We start from the raw sequence: 15,898 nt of genomic DNA, 5'->3' as shown, positions 1-15,898 counted from the left end.
TTCAGAAGAAAAACTAGAAAAAGCACGATGAAAAACAGGAGGCGCTTGGCCTCCTGTTTCCCGTATAATGCAGCGTTGTGATGCGACCGTGTTATGCGGCAATCCCTGCGTGACGCAACAAGGCATCAATCTCTGGCTCACGGCCTCTGAAGCGCTTAAACAGCTCCATCGGCTCTTCACTGCCGCCCATCTCTAAGATGTGATTCAAGAAGCTCTGACCCGTTTGCGGGTTAAAGATCCCCTCTTCTTCAAACTTCGAGAACGCATCGGATGACAGCACTTCGGCCCACAAGTAGCTGTAGTATCCCGCGCTGTATCCACCTGCGAAGATATGACTAAAGCTGTGTGAGAAGCGGTTCCACTCTAAGCTTGGTAGTACCGCGACTTTCGCTTTGACCTGTGCCAGGGTTTCAAGAACACGTGGACCAACCTCTGGGTCGAATTCAGTGTGCAAAGTGAAGTCAAACAGACCAAACTCTAGCTGGCGAAGAATGAACATCGCGGACTGGAAGTTTTTCGCGGCCAGCATTTTGTCGAGCATGGCTTTGGGTAAAGGTTCGCCGGTTTCGTAGTGACCAGAAATGAAGGCCAGTGCCTCCTCTTCCCAGCACCAGTTTTCCAGGAATTGACTCGGCAGTTCCACCGCATCCCAAGGCACACCGTTGATGCCCGACACCGAACCGGTGTCCACTTGAGTCAACATATGATGGATACCGTGACCAAACTCATGGAACAAGGTCACCACTTCATCATGGGTAAACAGCGCTGGCTTATCGCCCACCGGACGATTGAAGTTACAGGTCAAGTAGGCCACTGGGGTTTGCAGCTCACCGTTAGCGTTGATGCGGCGCACACGGCACTCATCCATCCACGCACCGCCGCGTTTGTGTTCACGGGCGTACAAATCGAGATAGAAGCTGCCACGTAAGGTGTCATTGGCATCGAAAATATCAAAGAAGCGCACCGACTCATGCCAAGTTTCCACGCCTTGGCGCTCCTCAACACGCATACCAAAGACACGCTTGAGCACTTCAAACAGACCACTGACCGCTTTGGATTCAGGGAAGTACGGACGCAGCTCTTCATCTGAGATTTGGAACAGGTGCTGTTTCTGTTTTTCGCTGTAGTAAGCGATGTCCCATAAGTTGAGCTCTTCAACGCCAAATTCTTGCTGAGCAAACTGGCGCAACTCTTCCACTTCACGCTCACCTTGTGGTTTCGCTTTCGCGGCTAAGTCATTGAGGAAGCCAAGTACTTGCTCAGGGCTCTGCGCCATTTTCGTTGCAAGCGACTTTTCACTGTAGTTATTGAAACCCAGCATACGCGCCACTTCATAGCGCAGTTTGAGCAGCTCACTGATGATCTCGCTGTTGTCCCACTCTCCCGCTTTCGGGCCGCGATCAGACGCGCGCGTCACGTAGGCTTCATACATCTCTTGGCGTAGCGCTTGGTTGTCACAGTAGGTCATCACTGGCAGGTAGGAAGGAATGTCGAGGGTGAGCAGATAACCGTCCAACTCTTTCGCTTGCGCAGCGGCTTTCGCGGCGGCCAGCGCTGACTCTGGCATGCCTGCCAACTCAGCATCATCGGTGACGTGCTTGCTCCAACCCATGGTCGCATCTAAGACGTTGTTCGAGAACTTTGAGCCCAACTCTGACATACGCTTGCTGATCTCACCATAACGATGCTGCTGATCAGCCGGCAAACCAATACCAGACAATTCGAAATCACGCAGGCCATCGGTGATGGTTTTCTTTTGTGCTTGCGTTAGAGTCGCAAACGCTGGGCTGGCTTTGATCGCTTTGTAGGCATCAAACAGCCCTTTGTGTTGACCTACCCAAGTGCCGTATTCCGACAACAGCGGCAAGCAGCTTTCGTACGCCTCACGCAACTCATCACTGTTGACCACAGAGTTCATGTGACTCACTGGCGACCAAATGCGGCTTAAACGGTCATCCACCTCTTCAATGGGCGCAATCACGCTCTCCCAAGTCGGTGCGTCGTTGCCGGCCAGCACTTGGTCGATTTTAGCGCGGCACGCAGCAATCGCGTCTTCAACTGCTGGTTTCACATGTTCTGGTTGGATGTGAGCAAAAGGCGGCAGATCGGTAAACGTCAGCAATGGGTTAGACATAAGCATTCCTTTTTTGTTGGCAGACGAGCTGAGATGTTCGTCGGGTCTTATAGAATAGATAGTGCCCCGAGAGGACTTTTTCAATAGTCATCGACCGCTAAGTTGTTGCCAATTCTTACGATATTCGCGTGGGATAAGCACCAATCGGCAAGTCACGACTTTTTGTTTACCTAGCCAACAAAGGCACAGAGAAAGACAAGCAGCCCGGCGTCGGTGCGGTTATACTCTCCCACATCGCTTTTTGGGAAATAACTATGGCCTAGGGCCATTTAGAGAGAACCGTTTTGCTAAGCTATCGTCACAGTTTTCACGCAGGTAACCATGCCGATGTGGTTAAACACATTGTGCAAAGCCTGATCCTTAACTCGCTCAAGAACAAAGACAAACCGTTTGTGTATCACGACACGCACTCCGGTGTTGGTCGTTACGATTTGACCCACGAATGGTCAGAAAAGACGGGTGAGTACAAGCAAGGCATCGCACGGGTATGGGCACAAAGTGAGAGACCTGCGGCGATTCAGAGCTATCTTGATGCCATCACGAGCTTAAACAACGGTGAAGGACTGCGCTACTACCCTGGCTCACCACGCGTTGCCCGCGCCCACCTGCGCCCACAAGATCGCATGCTATTGACCGAACTTCACCCTAGTGACTACCCATTGCTGCAACAAGAGTTTCATCGTGATCGCCAAGTCAGCATTTTTAAAGAGGATGGTTTCCAGCGTCTCAAAGCCAGCTTGCCGCCGCAAGAGCGCCGCGGCCTAGTGCTTATCGACCCACCCTATGAGCTAGCCAAAGAATATCGCGATGTGGTTCAGGCTATAGCACAAAGTTATAAGCGCTGGGCTACCGGGATTTATGCGATTTGGTATCCTGTGGTCAACCGCTGCGACATTGAAGATATGATTGAAGGTCTAGAAGGACTCGGGATTCGTAAAATCTTGCAAATCGAGCTTGGCGTCTCTCCAGATACCAATGAGCGCGGCATGACGGCCTCTGGGATGATTGTCATCAATCCCCCTTGGACATTGGAAAGCGACATGAACGACATTTTGCCTTTCCTCAAGGAGGCTATTGCCCCCGTCACAGGCCACTGGAAAGTCGATTGGATTGTTCCTGAGTAGCCTTGGCAAAGTCAGACATTTCGCTGCGATGGATTGAGTTCAACCAGTTCATCCTCATATACATAATAATCAGCTAAAAAATTTGGAGAAAGTAATGGCGACTCATTTTGACTATATCTGTATCGGTGGTGGTTCTGGCGGCATCGCATCAGCGAACCGCGCGGCCATGTACGGTGCAAAAGTAGCCCTAATTGAAGCTCAAGACCTAGGCGGTACCTGTGTCAATGTTGGTTGTGTACCTAAGAAAGTGATGTGGCACGGCGCGCAAATCGCAGATGCGATGAACCTTTATGCCGAAGACTACGGATTTGACATCGATGTCAAAGGCTTCGATTGGAGCAAGCTGGTCGAAAGCCGCCAAGCGTATATTGGCCGCATCCACCAATCTTACGACCGCGTATTGGGCAACAACAAAGTTAACGTCATCAAGGGCTTTGCGAAATTCGTTGATGAGAAAACCGTCGAAGTGAACGGTGAGCACTACACCGCTGATCATATCCTGATTGCCGTTGGTGGTCGTCCAACCATTCCTAATATCCCAGGTGCAGAGTACGGCATCGACTCAAACGGCTTCTTCGAGCTTGCTGAGCAGCCAAAACGCGTTGCGGTGATTGGCGCTGGCTACATTGCCGTCGAGATTGCGGGTGTGCTTAACGCTCTCGGCACGGAAACTCACCTGTTTGTTCGTAAAGAGTCGCCGCTACGCAGCTTTGACCCAATGATCATCGAGACCTTGGTAGAAGTGATGGAAGCAGAAGGGCCAGCACTGCACACTCACTCCATTCCAAAAGAGGTGGTGAAAGAAGCCGATGGCAGCCTGACACTTCACCTTGAAAACGGTCATACACACAACGTTGACCAGTTGATCTGGGCTATCGGCCGTCATCCTGCCACGGACGCGATCAATCTCGCCTCAACCGGTGTTGAAACCAATGAGCGTGGCTACATCAAAGTGGATGAGTTCCAAGCGACCAACGTGCCGGGTATCTACTGTGTCGGTGACATTATGGAAGGGGGCATCGAGCTAACACCAGTGGCAGTTAAGGCTGGTCGCCAACTCTCTGAGCGTCTATTCAACGGTAAAACAAACGCCAAGATGGATTACAACCTTGTCCCGACCGTGGTGTTTAGTCACCCACCGATCGGCACCATTGGTTTAACCACCCAAGAAGCCGAAGAGAAGTACGGCAAAGAGAATGTAAAAGTGTACACTTCTGGCTTTACCGCCATGTACACCGCAGTGACTCAGCACCGTCAGCCATGCAAAATGAAACTCGTGTGTGCGGGAGAAGAAGAAACCGTAGTCGGTCTACACGGCATTGGCTTTACCGTGGACGAAATGATTCAAGGCTTCGGCGTAGCAATGAAGATGGGCGCCACCAAAGCTGACTTCGACTCTGTGGTTGCGATTCACCCAACGGGTAGCGAAGAATTTGTCACAATGAGATAAGCTACTGATATTTAATAAAAAGGACGCATCGCGTCCTTTTTTATTTCACGCACATCACATTAAGCAGAGAGGTGCCTTTTAACTGGTTGACCTTGCCACTGGCAAAAAGTCCAGTGCGTCCGCTTCCCCAGTAGGGCAAATGCATCGGCCACTTATTCGGGCCCATATGTTCAGCCGCCAATAGATTTTGCCACTCTTGCTCGCTGGCAAGACGCATTCCCAAGCGATAACAGGTTTTGTAGGCGTCCTCATAATTCATGCGATTCCACGGCAAGCCATGTTCCATATAGAACTGATCATTACCAAACATGGTGTAAGGCACCTTGTACTCTACGCCGTTAATGCTCGCGGACAGTCGGATAAGGATTTCATCTTGAGGCTCGCTATTTGCCCTCTCGACATTCGCTGACTCTGTTTTTAAGGGAATCGGCGCAGGCAGTACCGTGGTGTGTTGAGTCTGCGTTTTTGCTGTGGATTTGGGTGAGGGTTTGGCTTTTTCGACAGGCTGAGTCTTACGCTTAGCGGCGGGGGCTTTCGGCGGCGCCCCTTTGACAACTTCACGAATAAACGCTTCTTTGTAGCCGGGCTCACTTTTCACCTTCGCAAGATCTGCGCGCGCCTTGGCAAACTCATCGTACGGGCCAATTAAGCAGCGTACCCCTTTGCCTTCTGGTTTTGCCCACACATCAGTGGAAATATGCTGGTACAGCACCTTCGCTTTATCCAATGATAACGGTTGGCTGAAGACACCACACTGAATCCAAAAGCTCGATTCACTGCCCTTAGGTTTGGTGCCCCAAAGGCCATTACCGATAGGACAGGCCGCATCGAGCACTGGCAACTCGGTATTTGAGGCCTGTGTGGCATCACAGAGAAATTCTTCAGCACTGACTGAACTGGTCGACAAGGAGACAGTGAGCCACGCGGCAACACTCAAAAGCGGTAACATGGTTCGTTTCGGCTTGACTGCCATAATGATATCCAATCCCTTATTCTTTCGCCTAAAAACGGGCGTCTAATCCACGCCACTAGGGTAAACCATACACTGTTGAAAAAAGATGAATGCAAAAAAAGAGCCGTAATCGGTTACGGCTCTTAGTGTAGTGATGTTTTTGTAGTCAGATCTTAGGCTTAGATCACCCTTTGTAAATTTTGGGGTTAAATACATCACGTAACCAGTCACCCAACAGGTTGATGACCAATACCAGTGTCACCAACACAATGCCAGGGAAGGCGGTAATCCACCATGCACCGGAGAAGATGTAGTTAAAGCCAATGCTGATTAACGCACCCAATGATGGCTGATCAACCGGCAAACCTAATCCTAGGAAAGAGAGTGCCGCCTCGGACATGATCGCATTCGCCACCTGAACGGTTGAGATAACCAAGATGGGTGACAAACAGTTCGGCAAAATATGACGGAACATGATACGTGGCGCTTTAAAGCCCATCACACGTGCCGCTTCGACATACTCTTTCTTCTTCTCTGCCAACACCGATGCACGAATCGTCCGCGCATATTGCGGCCATTCAGCGACACCAATGATCACCACCAGCATGATCACCGCATACTGACTGTAAAAGTCACTGCCGAAACTCGCTTTAAAGATGGCAGAGACAATGATGGCCACCATCATGGTTGAGAACGACAGCTGCACATCGGCAAAACGCATCAAGAAACTATCAATACGACCGCCAAAGTAACCCGCAGACAGACCAATCACGATGCCAAGTAGCAGTTGCAGACCCACCGCCAAGAAACCGATGGTGAGAGACAAACGTGAGCCATACAAAATGGTCGATAGGATGTCACGGCCTTGCTCGTCGGTACCAAGCACAAAGCGCTCTTCCCCGCCGTCCATCCACGATGGAGGCAGCTCTGAGTCCATAATATCAATCGATGACAAATCATACGGATCGCTTGGCGCAAGTACGGGCGCGGCAATCGCGACAATCAAGAAAATCATAAAAATGCTGAAACTTGTCATCGCGACTTTATCGCGCTTGAAGTAGTACAAGAAATCAGACTGTTTGAAACGCTCCCAATGAGAAGGAGCTGCGGCTGTTTGACTCATGTTATGCTCCTTTTCCTGTCAGATTAACCGTTGGGTTGATGATGCCGTAGAGTAAGTCGACAATCGTGTTGGTCACCACAAAGATAAGACCAACAAAAATTACGTACGCCGTAATCAAAGGTGTATCGACTCGGTTGATCGCTTCAAGGAAAAGAAAACCCATCCCAGGCCACTGGAACACCGTTTCCGTCAAAATGGTGTACGCCACCATAGTACCGATTTGTACCCCACCCACAGTCAACACCGGTAGCATGGTGTTTTTCAGTGCGTGTTGGTAATAGATTTTGTTCATCGCCAAGCCTTTAGCTTTAGCGAACTTGATGTATTCCGAGCTCAGCACTTCCAGCATTTCAGAGCGAACCAGACGAATGAACAATGGCAACATGATCGAAGCCAGAGCCACACACGGCAAGATCAGATGCGCTAAGCCGTCTAAAGTAAAGTAGCCAGACTCCCAGCCGAGCCAGTTCGCCGTCTCACCGCGACCATAGGAAGGCAGCCAGCCAAGTTCGATGGAGAACACATACATCAGCATAATCGCCGTCAAAAAGACTGGGATCGAGATGCCGATACTGCTGCCCGCCATCACCACTTTAGTGAAGAAACTTTTTGGATGTATCGCCGAGTACACGCCAAGTGGAATCGACATAACGATGATGATCATCGTTGCACCAAACACCAACTCTAACGTCGCTACTAGCTTATCGAGAATTACATCCACTGCAGGACGCTTAAAGAAGTACGATGTACCGAGATCGCCTTGTAGCGCAGCGCCGACAAAACGAGAATATTTGGTAATGAAGGGATCATTCAGGCCTAATTCATCACGCAGCGCTTGGCGCTCCGCCTCTGAAACAGACTGGCCCACCAACTCACGCAGTGGATCACCTAAGTTATCCTGAATGGCAAACGCCACTAGACTGATCACAAACATCACTATCAGTGCCTGAAACAGGCGCTTGACCAGAAACGAAAACATTCCTTGCCCCTTAACTTTCCATGGATTTCAGCCTTGCTAAAGCAGAGGGATCTGCTCGCAAAATTCAGTCTTAATGATGGCGCTTTGCCCGACTGAAACAAAGCAAAGCGCCAAATTCGCTCTCCCATTACTGAGAGCGAGAGACTCTCATTACTTGACCACTAGGTCGCCAAGGTATGGGAAGTTCATAGCGTTGACGATAGGTGCGATGTCCACGTTAGATTTCGCGCCCCACGCCAGGTTTTGCCAGTGTAGAGGAACAAACGCCGCATCGTTGTACAGGATGGTTTCCACTTGTTGTAGCATTTGCGCACGTTTCGCTGGATCCGTTTCTACGTTTGACGCTTCAACCAATTGATCAAGCTCTGGGTTTGAGTAGTGACCACAGTTGTACTGACCTTTACCTGTTTCTTCGTTGCGCGTCATGGTTAGGAACTCAGAGAAGTTTGCAGAATCTTCGGTATCTGAGTGCCAGCCGATCATCAGCATGTCTGCCGCACACTTATCAAACTCTGGCCAGTATTGCGCTTTTGGCATGGTTTTCAGGTCAACTTTAATGCCGATCTTAGACAGCATTGCCGCCGCCGCTTGAGCGATTTTCGCATCGTTCACGTAGCGGTTGTTTGGCGCCATCATTGTCAACGTAAAGCCGTCCTCGTAACCCGCTTCTTTCATCAGCTCTTTGGCTTTCTTCAGATCGAAACGTGGCACAAGATCCGCGCTGTAACCTGCATAACCTTCAGGTCCTTGCTGACCCGCAACACTTGCGAAGCCTTTCATGATTTTATCCACAATGCCTTCGTTGTTGATCGCATGAACGATCGCCTGACGAACGCGGACATCTTTCAACGCTTCGTTGCTATTTTGGTTCATTTGGAACGTGATAATACGAGTACCAGGCAGTGTCACAAGATCGATATCTTTGGCGCCTTGTACACGCTTGTGGTCGTTTGGTGCAACCGGCGCAATCATATCAACGTCACCAGAAAGTAGCGCAGCCACACGTGTTGCGTCTTCTTTGATTGGCACTAGCGTTAGCTTGTCAACGTTACCTGTTGTGGTATCCCAGTAATCCGCAAAGCGTTGAAATTCGACTTTCACACCTTGCTCACGAGACGTCACAATAAACGGACCCGTACCAGATACGTTGGTCGAAGCAAACGAGTTACCGTGCTTCACAACTTCCGCTTTGTCTTTGCCATCTTCTGTTTGACCAGAGTAGAACTTGCTGTCCATTGGGAAGATGTAAGTCGCGGTTTGTAGAACCAGTGGGTAAGCGCCTTTAGACACCAACTCCACTGTGTAGTCATCCACTTTCACCATCTTCTCGTACGGTTCGAAGATCGCTTTAAAGTCTGGAGAGTTTTTCAGACGCTCGAACGTCCAAACCACATCATCCGCCGTTAGCTCGTTACCAGAGTGGAATTTCACGCCTTTGCGTAGCTCAAAACGGAATGTCGTGTCATCGACACGTTCCCATTTCTCAGCCAAACGAGGTTCAAAATCCAATTTTTGTGTGTAACGAACTAGCGGATCAAACACCATGTGAGACATTTGCAGAGTACCGCCTGATAGCTGCTCGTGTGGGTCAAGCGACACCGGGTCAGCGTCATAAGCGACAGTAATATCTGCTGCAGCGGCGGCAAAACTTAAGCCTGCTGCCATCAAAGCCACTGCTAGTTTGCTTTTCATGGTTTTCATGCATAACTCCTTATGCGGGATTCATCCCTAGTTGTTGTATTTGCTTCTGTTTAGCTACCCAACAAAACCGCGTTGGGCAAGGTATACGGCTTTAGGCCGTTTTTACTTCTTCTCTTAAGCCGGTGAACTCTGGCATCAGAGAAATCAGTTGTTGACTGTACTCATGCTGTGGTGAATTAAACAGCTGCTCAGTGGGGGCCACTTCAAGTAGTGTCCCCATTTGCATCACCCCAACACGGTCACACATCTGACGAATGACAGGTAAGTCATGGCTGATAAACAGCATAGTCAGATTGAGCTCATCTTGGAGATCTTTTAATAAGTTGAGGATTTGCGCTTGCACCGACACATCCAACGCCGACGTCGGCTCATCACAAATCAGCAAACGTGGACGAGTCGCCAGCGCGCGCGCAATCGAAATACGCTGACGCTGACCACCTGAGAATTCGTGCGGGTATTTCACCCCAGCCATTCGGCCCAAACCAACATGATCCAACAGATCGTTAACGATCTGGCGTGTTTCGGATTCATTCTTGGTCAGCTTATGGAAACGAATCGGCTCGGCGATGATGTCGAACACCTTCATTCGAGGGTTCATCGAGGTATAAGGGTTTTGGAATACCATCTGCATTTGACGGCGCAGCGGACGACGCTCTTTCTCTGACGTCATCGCAGTAAGGTCAATGCCCTCAAAGCACACTTTGCCCGAGTTCGGCTGATAAAGACCGGCAATCACTCGCGCAATGGTCGATTTTCCTGAACCAGACTCACCCACTAGGCCAAACGTCTCACCTTCAAACACTTCAAAACTGACATTGTTCGATGCTTGAACGTACTCTCGGCGGCTTTCAAATAAAGAGTCTTTGGTGACAAAGCGCAGGTTGACGTTTTCGACCGTCAACAAAGAGCCAGAATAAGCACGCTGATCTTGGCTTTGACCCAACCAGTGATTTTTGACATCCAGTGGCTTCATCTCTTTCGCTTCCTCGATGTAACTCACCAGAGGGAAACGATCGAGTTTGATATCCGAACGAGGTACGGCAGAAATCAAGCTGCGCGTGTAAGCATGATCGGGGTCGCCTAGCACTTTGTTCGTCGGGCCAAACTCCACCAAATCGCCACGGTACATCACCGCCACGCGATCGGTGACGTTCGATACCACGCCCATGTCGTGCGTCACCAACATACAGCCGACGTTGTTCTTGATACACAACTCGCGAATCAAGTTGAGGATTTGGTCTTGAATCGACACATCCAAGGCCGTCGTTGGCTCATCAGCGATAATTAAATCAGGCTCACCGGCAAGCGCAATCGCGATAACCACGCGCTGGCGCATACCACCAGAGAACTGGTGCGGGTATTGTTTGAGACGGTTTTCTGGCTGAGGAATGCCCACCTGCTTCATCAATGACAATGCACGTTGATACGCTTCGTCGTCCGACACCCTCATATTGGCATGGATGGTCTCGGTGAGTTGCTGCTCAACGGTAAATAGTGGGTTAAGAGAGGTCATTGGGTCTTGGAAGATAAAACCGATTTTTGACCCGCGCACTTTGCGCATTTTTTCTGGTGTCAGTCCGGAGATCTTCTCTCCATCAAGATAGACGTCACCACTTGCGACCTGACCCGGAGGGCTCAGTAAGTCGATCACCGCATTACCTACGGTGGATTTGCCGGCACCCGATTCGCCAACAACGCCAACGATCTCGCCTCTCTCTATATTAAAAGAAAGCGATTTGACCGCTGCGTGTACGCCGTGACGTGACGGATATTCGATACGAAGATTTTTGACTTCTAAAAGTGCCATTAACCAGACCTCTACTGCTGCGGCAGCCTTCTGCCCTGTCTGAAAAGTGAATCCATTCAAAAAACCGGATCAGTATTCCGGCAATTTACAAGGTCATCAATTTGGCAAAAAATTCACAGAAAATCAACAATCTTAGGATAAAAAGTTGAGAACGCACAAATATCAAGCAGCTTAACAAAATATCTATGCACCTTAGCGATACGATGCATTGATCGGACCTGCTGCATTTTGGCCGTCATTTGCACAGTTTTGGCGCACTTTCACTGCGAAACTTTCAGGGTCAACGAGAAGCCGCAAGGCATAGTTATTCACCCATTATTCAGACCGCTCAATTAACAAAAATAACACACATAACCAGTGAGATTATTTTTATCGAGATCAAAAACTAGATATCAATCACGTGAGTGGTGTAATAAATTGAATAATCACTCTAATACCATAGAAATGGTGGTGGGGAATAAGGAACGTAGCAGAGCAGTTGTTGAGTAAGTATCTGGGTTGTGGGTTGTGGGTTGTGGGTTGTGGGTTGTGGGTTGTGGGTTGTGGGTTGTGGGTTGTGGGTTGTGGGTTGTGGGTTGTGGGAGGATTGGACAAAACATATAGATGGGATGCAAGAAATAACCAATATGTGCACAAATTCTGGATCGCAAGATGCAAAAAAGCCCCGCTATGATTAGCGAGGCTTTTTGAAAGTGGTCGGTGAAGAGGGATTCGATGCGACTGGGCTTCCAGACCCCGACCCGATATGTGCACAAATCGGTGATCGTGAGATGTAAAAAAGTCCCGTTAATACTAGCGAGGCTTTTAAAGGTGGTCGGTGAAGAGGGATTCGATGCGACTGGGCTTCCAGACCCCGACCCGATATGTGCACAAATCGGTGATCGTGAGATGTAAAAAAGCCCCGCTAATACTAGCGAGGCTTTCTAAAGTGGTCGGTGAAGAGGGATTCGATGCGACTGGGCTTCCAGACCCCGACCCGATATGTGCACAAATCGGTGATCGTGAGATGTAAAAAAGCCCCGCTAATACTAGCGAGGCTTTCTAAAGTGGTCGGTGAAGAGGGATTCGATGCGACTGGGCTTCCAGACCCCGACCCGATATGTGCACAAATCAGTGATCGTAAGATGTAAAAAAGCCCCGCTATGACTAGCGGGGCTTTTTGAAAGTGGTCGGTGAAGAGGGATTCGAACCCCCGACCCTCTGGTCCCAAACCAGATGCGCTACCAAACTGCGCTATTCACCGAAATGGGGTGGCTAACGAGACTTGAACTCGCGACAACCGGAATCACAATCCGGGGCTCTACCAACTGAGCTATAGCCACCATCAATTTTTGCTTCAACCGGCTTCTTGCCGTTGTCGTTCTTACGCGGTGATAAGAACAAACGATCACGCGATTGCCTAATCGTATAAATAAGTGGTCGGTGAAGAGGGATTCGAACCCCCGACCCTCTGGTCCCAAACCAGATGCGCTACCAAGCTGCGCTATTCACCGAGAATGGGGTGGCTAACGAGACTTGAACTCGCGACAACCGGAATCACAATCCGGGGCTCTACCAACTGAGCTATAGCCACCACAATATTTTTTACCGATACATCCTCCGAGGCAAATGGCGCGCCCGAAAGGATTCGAACCTTCGACCTTTGGCTCCGGAGGCCAACGCTCTATCCAGCTGAGCTACGGGCGCATGCCCTATCGGCGGAGTGGAATAATACGTATATCACACTAGGGCGTCTAGTACTTTTTCAAGTTTTTTTCTCGTTTGACGCCTTTTTGGGCAATTAAAGTGTGATAAACCCCTATTTCCCATTAGATAACCTTGTGGAAGCGGTTATCTTGTTGTTTATTGCAACAAGTTATCAGGATATAATCACCCATTATTTACATTGATTTAACAGCATTATCTGCATTTTAGAAGCCCTTTGATGCTGCTTAGCTCAATGCCACATTAATAGAATAGGTAAGCACGCACTTACCTTCAGGAATGTAAAGTGAGTTTAATGGATATGTCTCGAAAATTATTAACGGCCCTTATCGCCGCTGTCACCTTTTCCAGCGCATCGATCGCAGCAAGCGTAAGCCAAGAAGAATACGATGCCATTGCTGAGCGCATTAAACCTGTTGGTGATGTTTATCTAGCCGGTGCCGAACCTGTCGTGGCAGAGCCGAGCGGCCCTCGTGATGGTGCCACTGTGTATGGCACCTTCTGTATTGCTTGTCACGCATCAGGCGTGAGCGGCGCACCGAAAACAGGCAACGCGGATGATTGGGCGCCACGTATCGCTCAAGGTAAAGATGTTCTCGCGAATCATGCCATCAACGGCTTCAATGCGATGCCTGCACGTGGTTCATGTATGGACTGTTCAGATGATGAAATCATCGCGGCGATCGAGCATATGATTGAAGGGCTATAACCCGCCCTCTTATTTTCATACCTCATTTTTGTAGCGCGTTTTCTACAAGCAGAAATGAAAAAGCGGCTGACTTTAGGGTGAGCCGCTTTTTTGTTTATCTTTTTATCGATGAGTTATTTTTTAAACATTGCTCTTAGGTTGGCAATGTGGGCTTGGCCTTTCGCCATTCGCTCTTCTGCGCTTTGCGGCTTTTTGTTGACCTCCCACTCCACGTCATCAAACGGCAGTTCATCCAAAAAACGGCTCTGGGTCGGTTTGATCAGCTCGCCAAACTGACGTCTTTCTTTACACATGGTGAAAGTGAGCTCTCGCTGCGCGCGCGTAATTCCCACATACATTAAACGGCGCTCCTCTTCGACATTGTCTTCATCGATACTGGTTTGGTGCGGCAAGATACCCTCTTCGGCGCCAATCAAATAGACGTAAGGAAACTCCAAGCCTTTTGATGCGTGTAACGTCATCAGTTGTACCGCATCACTGTCGTCATCTTCTTCGCCACGCTCCATCATGTCGCGTAGCGTCAAACGCTGAACCACCTCTTTGAGATTCTTCTCTTCTTTGTCGTAGTTGTCGCCTTCAAGATCCGCCACAATCCAAGAGTAGAGATCGGAGACGTTCTTCATTCTCATCTCTGCGGCCTTCGGGCTCGAGGAGGTTTCGTACAGCCAATCTTCGTAGTTGATGTCACGCACCAGTGAGCGCACTGCACTGACGGTGTCGCCCCGCTCTGCTTGATCGGCAATCTTCACTAACCAGGTGGTGAATCGACGTAAGTTTTCTAACCCTCTGCCCGTTAGGTGCTGCTCCAGCCCCATTTCAAAACTGGCCTCAAACAGACTCTTGCCACGCATGTTGGCATAACTGCCCAGTTTCTCGAGCGTCACCGGACCAATCTCACGTCGCGGCGTATTGACGATGCGCAGAAAAGCGTTGTCGTCATCTGGGTTCACCAAAATTTTTAAATACGCCATGATGTCTTTAATTTCTGCGCGAGCAAAAAAGGAGGTGCCTCCTGAGAGTTTGTAGGGCACTCGGTTTTGCATCAGCGACTTTTCTATCAAGCGCGATTGATGGTTACCGCGATACAAAATCGCATAGTCACGATAGTCCGTGCGGTTGAGAAACTTATGGGCGATCAACTCCCCAGTCACACGCTGCGCTTCACTGTCTTCATCTTTCGCCATCAACACCTTGAGTTTTTCGCCATCAGGAATTTGCGAAAACAAGGTCTTTTCATACACGTGCGGGTTGTTGGCGATTAAGATGTTGGCCGCACGCAAGATGCGACTGGTCGAGCGATAGTTTTGCTCCAGCTTAATCAGGCGCAAGTTCGGGTAATCTTCGCCAAGCAAGACCAAGTTTTGCGGTTTCGCTCCTCGCCAAGAGTAGATGGATTGGTCGTCATCACCCACCACAGTCAGGCGACCACGTTCGCCGACGATCAATTTGACCAACTCATATTGACTGGTGTTGGTATCTTGGTACTCATCCACCAGCAGATAACGAATCCGATTTTGCCAACGCTGGCGCACCTCTTCATTAGTGCGCAGAAGAAGCACGGGCAGCGAAATTAAATCATCAAAATCGAGCGCGTTGTACGCCTTCATCTGCTTTTGGTACATCTCAAAACAGAACGCAAACAGCTGTTGCTGCTCACCTTGTGCCAGTGCCTTGGCCTGATCGGGCGTCAGCATGTCGTTCTTCCAGCTAGAGATCGCGCTGAGCAACTGGCGCAGCAAATCTTTATCCCCATCAAGCTGCTTTTCTGTGAGCTCTTTTAGCAGCGCCATTTGGTCTTGATCATCAAACAGCGAAAAGCCAGCCTTGAGCCCTAGCGCTTTGTACTCACGTTTGATGATGTTGAGACCTAGGGTGTGAAAGGTCGACACCATCAAACCTTTGGACTCCTGCTTACCCAACGTCTGACCGACGCGCTCTTTCATCTCGCGGGCCGCTTTATTGGTAAAGGTCACCGCTGCAATATTGCGTGCCTTGTACTGACATTGCTGAACCAAATACGCGATTTTATTGGTGATCACACGCGTTTTACCTGACCCGGCACCCGCGAGTACTAGGCAAGGTCCGGAGACATATTTAACGGCTTCGTCTTGTCTTGGGTTCAGCTTCATTGTCGGCTCAATCTGCATTGCTCAAAGGGAGTGGAATGGCGCTTATGATAATCGCCACCTCATCATATTGCCATGTTTTCGAGGTC

At 49.6% G+C, this 15,898-nt stretch carries 10 protein-coding genes and 5 tRNA genes; 3 read left to right on the top strand and 12 right to left on the bottom strand.

Annotated features, from left to right (window positions below):
* Window positions 1–91: 91 nt before the first annotated feature.
* Window positions 92–2,134, bottom strand: a complete 2,043-nt coding sequence (prlC, locus tag AC6R0L_RS14970) for an oligopeptidase A (protein ID WP_500629610.1) — start codon at window positions 2,132–2,134, stop codon at window positions 92–94.
* 284 nt (window positions 2,135–2,418) lie between these two features.
* Between prlC and AC6R0L_RS14965 the strand changes: the two genes are divergently transcribed.
* Complete coding sequence (locus AC6R0L_RS14965; RefSeq protein WP_500629609.1) at window positions 2,419–3,258, top strand: 23S rRNA (adenine(2030)-N(6))-methyltransferase RlmJ; 840 nt, start codon at window positions 2,419–2,421, stop codon at window positions 3,256–3,258.
* 94 nt (window positions 3,259–3,352) lie between these two features.
* Window positions 3,353–4,708 (top strand): glutathione-disulfide reductase, encoded by a 1,356-nt coding sequence (gene gorA / locus AC6R0L_RS14960; RefSeq protein WP_334555463.1) that lies wholly within the window; start codon window positions 3,353–3,355, stop codon window positions 4,706–4,708.
* A gap of 40 nt (window positions 4,709–4,748) precedes the next feature.
* On the opposite strand, the gene AC6R0L_RS14955 is transcribed toward gorA, so the two are convergent.
* The 10 genes from AC6R0L_RS14955 to AC6R0L_RS14910 all read right to left on the bottom strand — a co-directional run bounded on the left by AC6R0L_RS14955 (window position 4,749) and on the right by AC6R0L_RS14910 (window position 12,956).
* On the bottom strand, window positions 4,749–5,681 hold the full coding sequence (locus AC6R0L_RS14955; protein ID WP_487903368.1) for an SPOR domain-containing protein: 933 nt from the start codon (window positions 5,679–5,681) through the stop codon (window positions 4,749–4,751).
* 163 nt (window positions 5,682–5,844) lie between these two features.
* Window positions 5,845–6,783 carry an ABC transporter permease gene (locus AC6R0L_RS14950; protein ID WP_487903369.1) on the bottom strand — a complete coding sequence of 313 codons (939 nt, stop codon included), beginning with the start codon at window positions 6,781–6,783 and terminating at the stop codon, window positions 5,845–5,847.
* 1 nt (window position 6,784) lies between these two features.
* Window positions 6,785–7,762: an ABC transporter permease gene (locus AC6R0L_RS14945; protein ID WP_334555460.1), complete on the bottom strand. Its 978-nt coding sequence runs from the start codon at window positions 7,760–7,762 to the stop codon at window positions 6,785–6,787.
* A 150-nt stretch (window positions 7,763–7,912) separates the two neighbouring features.
* Complete coding sequence (locus tag AC6R0L_RS14940; RefSeq protein ID WP_487903370.1) at window positions 7,913–9,463, bottom strand: ABC transporter substrate-binding protein; 1,551 nt, start codon at window positions 9,461–9,463, stop codon at window positions 7,913–7,915.
* Window positions 9,464–9,554: 91 nt separating this feature from the next.
* Window positions 9,555–11,270: a dipeptide ABC transporter ATP-binding protein gene (locus AC6R0L_RS14935; RefSeq protein WP_500629608.1), complete on the bottom strand. Its 1,716-nt coding sequence runs from the start codon at window positions 11,268–11,270 to the stop codon at window positions 9,555–9,557.
* Between the two features lie 1,166 nt (window positions 11,271–12,436).
* Window positions 12,437–12,513 (bottom strand) — tRNA-Pro (locus AC6R0L_RS14930).
* 3 nt (window positions 12,514–12,516) lie between these two features.
* Window positions 12,517–12,592, bottom strand: a tRNA-His gene (locus AC6R0L_RS14925).
* 94 nt (window positions 12,593–12,686) lie between these two features.
* A tRNA-Pro gene (locus tag AC6R0L_RS14920) sits at window positions 12,687–12,763 on the bottom strand.
* A gap of 4 nt (window positions 12,764–12,767) precedes the next feature.
* Window positions 12,768–12,843, bottom strand: a tRNA-His gene (locus AC6R0L_RS14915).
* Window positions 12,844–12,879: 36 nt separating this feature from the next.
* Window positions 12,880–12,956: transfer RNA gene (locus tag AC6R0L_RS14910), tRNA-Arg, on the bottom strand.
* A gap of 313 nt (window positions 12,957–13,269) precedes the next feature.
* On the opposite strand from AC6R0L_RS14910, the gene AC6R0L_RS14905 reads away from it, so the two are divergent.
* Entirely contained in the window at window positions 13,270–13,683 is a 414-nt protein-coding gene (locus AC6R0L_RS14905) for a c-type cytochrome (protein WP_487902695.1), read from the top strand.
* A gap of 113 nt (window positions 13,684–13,796) precedes the next feature.
* Here AC6R0L_RS14905 and rep read toward each other — a convergent pair whose 3' ends face one another.
* On the bottom strand, window positions 13,797–15,812 hold the full coding sequence (rep, locus tag AC6R0L_RS14900) for a DNA helicase Rep (protein ID WP_500629607.1): 2,016 nt from the start codon (window positions 15,810–15,812) through the stop codon (window positions 13,797–13,799).
* Window positions 15,813–15,898 lie beyond the last annotated feature (86 nt).

The organism is Vibrio sp. R15-SG3-ISO1A, from assembly GCF_059833955.1.
This window is presented reverse-complemented; position numbering and strand designations above follow the sequence as displayed.